The organism is Promicromonospora sp. NPDC060204 (assembly GCF_042728455.1).
In the GTDB taxonomy this organism is placed as follows: domain Bacteria; phylum Actinomycetota; class Actinomycetes; order Actinomycetales; family Cellulomonadaceae; genus Promicromonospora.
Window position 1 is genome coordinate 1 of the sequence record NZ_JBHWZO010000430.1, and the last position, 2,514, is coordinate 2,514.

The 2,514-nt window shown below is 72.4% G+C and carries 2 protein-coding genes; both read right to left on the reverse strand.

The window, feature by feature from the left end; translation table 11 throughout:
* Positions 1 to 237 precede the first annotated feature (237 nt).
* A complete protein-coding gene (gene glmS / locus ACFWEJ_RS28385; RefSeq protein ID WP_377232504.1) occupies positions 238 to 2,061 on the reverse strand; it encodes a glutamine--fructose-6-phosphate transaminase (isomerizing) in 1,824 nt (607 codons plus the stop codon).
* 59 nt (positions 2,062 to 2,120) lie between these two features.
* Positions 2,121 to 2,384 carry a hypothetical protein gene (locus ACFWEJ_RS28390; protein WP_377232505.1) on the reverse strand — a complete coding sequence of 88 codons (264 nt, stop codon included), beginning with the start codon at positions 2,382 to 2,384 and terminating at the stop codon, positions 2,121 to 2,123.
* Between the last annotated feature and the right edge of the window lie 130 nt (positions 2,385 to 2,514).

The window sequence follows — 2,514 nt, forward strand, 5'->3', positions numbered from 1 at the left end:
CAACCCAGAAACGAAGCGCACGAAGCTACCTCGAAGATCTGGAGTGGTTCCCGCCCCGGGACCGGCCAGTCACGCTCTTCGCGTTTCCTGTCCGTGTCTCCCTGTCGGGCGAACAACCGGAACAGTACACAGCGATCGCTGTCCACGCAAAATCAGCGTGCGCGCGACGTGCGCGGTGGTGCGCGGCGCCCGTTTCATCCCCGTCACCGGCGGCAAACCGGGCGCCCGTCACCGGCGTCACTCCACGGTGACGGACTTCGCCAGGTTCCGCGGCTTGTCCACGTCGTGACCGAGCGTCAGCGCAGCGTGATAGGCCAGCAGCTGCAGCGGCACGGTCAGGAGCAGTGGGTCCAGCTCCCGCTCGTTGCGCGGTACGTCGATCCGCTCCGCCTTCAGCTCGCCCAGGTCCACGCCGTCGTGGGTGATGACGACGAGGGGGCCGCCACGCGCGGCGATCTCGTGCAGGGCCGCCACGTTCCGGTCGGTCAGCTCGTCGTCGGGCACGATGGCGACCGTCGGCACCTCGGGCGAGATGAGCGCCAGCGGCCCGTGCTTCAGCTCGGACATCTGGTACGCCTCGGCGTGCCGGTAACTGATCTCCTTGAACTTCTGCGCGCCCTCGCGCGCCACCGGGTATCCCCGGACGCGGCCCACGAAGAACAGGCTCTCCGCCGCGGCGAGCGCCTTCGCGGCCTGCGCGATCCGCTCCTCGCCGTCGAGCACCTGCTCGATCTGGGCCGGCAGGGCCTGCAGCCCGGCGACGAGCCGGCGCCCGTCGGCGACGGAGAGGTCGCGCACCCGCCCGAGCTGGAGCGCCAGGAGGGCGAAGCCCACGAACATCGTGGTGAGTGCCTTGGTGGAGGCGACCGCGATCTCGGGCCCCGCATGCAGGTAGATCCCGCCGTCGCAGGCCCGGGCGATCGCGGAGCCGACGACGTTGACCAGGCCGATGACGCGGCCGCCTTTGCGGCGGATCTCCTCGACGGCGAGCAGGGTGTCGATCGTCTCGCCGGACTGGCTCACCGCCACGTACAGGGTGTCGGGCTCGATGACGGGGTCGCGGTAGCGGAACTCGCTCGCTGCCTCGGCGTCGGCGGGGACACGGGCCAGCTCCTCGACCAGGGATGCGCCCATCTGGCCCACGTAGTACGCCGAGCCGCAGCCCAGGATCTTGACGCGGCGCACGGCGCGCAGCGCGCGGGCGTCCATCTCGAGCCCGCCGAGGTGCGCGGTCGCGAACCGCTCGTCGAGCCGGCCGCGCAGGGCGCGCTCCACGCTGGCCGGCTGCTCCAGCATCTCCGTGTACATGCGCGGGCGGCCGTCGATCTGGCCGTGCTCGTAGGCGCTGGGGTCGACGTCGACCTCCCGCGCCGTGGTCTGCGTGCGGGTCAGGTCCCGGCGGAACGTCGTGAAGCCCGCCGCCGTGACGGTGGCCAGCTCGCCGTCGGCCAGGTGCGCCACCGTCGTGGTGTGGCGCACGAGGGCGGCCAGGTCCGAGGCCACGAACATCTCCTTCTCCCCCACGCCGACCAGCAGCGGGCTGCCGTTGCGCGCCACCACCACCCGGTCCGGGAAGTCGGCGTGCACGACGGCGAGCCCGTAGGTGCCCTCGACGGCGTCCAGCGCGTCGATGACCTTGCCCTCCAGCGTGTCCGCGGCGGACAGCGCGACGAGGTGGGCGAACACCTCCGTGTCGGTGTCGCTCGCGAGCTCCACGCCCTGGCCGGTGAGCCGGGCGCGCAGGGCGGCGGCGTTGTCGATGATGCCGTTGTGCACCACCGCGACCGTGCCGGTCGCGTCCGTGTGCGGGTGGGCGTTCACGTCGGTGGCGGGGCCGTGGGTGGCCCACCGGGTGTGGCCGATGCCGACGCGTCCGGGCATCCGCTTGGGCAGCACCTCGGCCAGGTCGCGGACCCGGCCGGCGCGCTTGGTGACCTTGAGCTGGGAGCCGACGACGGCGACGCCGGCCGAGTCGTACCCCCGGTGCTCCAGCCGGCCGAGGGCCTCGACGAGCAGAGGGGCGGCGTTCTGGCCGCCGACGTAACCGACGATTCCACACATGATGGTGCTCCTTCAGGGGTACGGAGGGACGGGCGGCGCGGCCCGCGGGCGGCGCCGGATCAGCCGTAGATCATCCGGCGCAGCTGTCGTTCGCTGAGCCGGGGCGCGGCGACGACCCGCTGCTCGAGCTCGGCGGCGATGAGCGCGAAGATCTCGGGGTTCTTCGCGCCGTGGGTCTTCAGCTCGGCGTGCCGGCGCCGGACGACGTCCTCCACCGGTTCGGCGAAGTACGCGACGACGTCGCCGACCACCCGCGCCGCCTCGGCGGGCGTGAGACCGGTGGTCGCCGCCACCTGGGCGACGAGGTCGGGAGACGTCCTCATGCCGCTGAGCGTGGCCCATCGAAGCGAGGAACGACAACTTCTTGCCCGGAATCGGGCAAGAACCGGCTCAGCGACAGGCCGTGGGCGGGCGAAAGGCGTCCGGGCAGACGAAACGGCGGCCGCCCGCTGG

Coding starts and splice junctions, on each gene's coding strand:
- ACFWEJ_RS28390 (WP_377232505.1), bottom strand. CDS start 2,384: ATGAGGACGTCTCCCGACCTCGTCGCCCAGGTGGCGGCGACCACCGGT.
- glmS (WP_377232504.1), bottom strand. CDS start 2,061: ATGTGTGGAATCGTCGGTTACGTCGGCGGCCAGAACGCCGCCCCTCTG.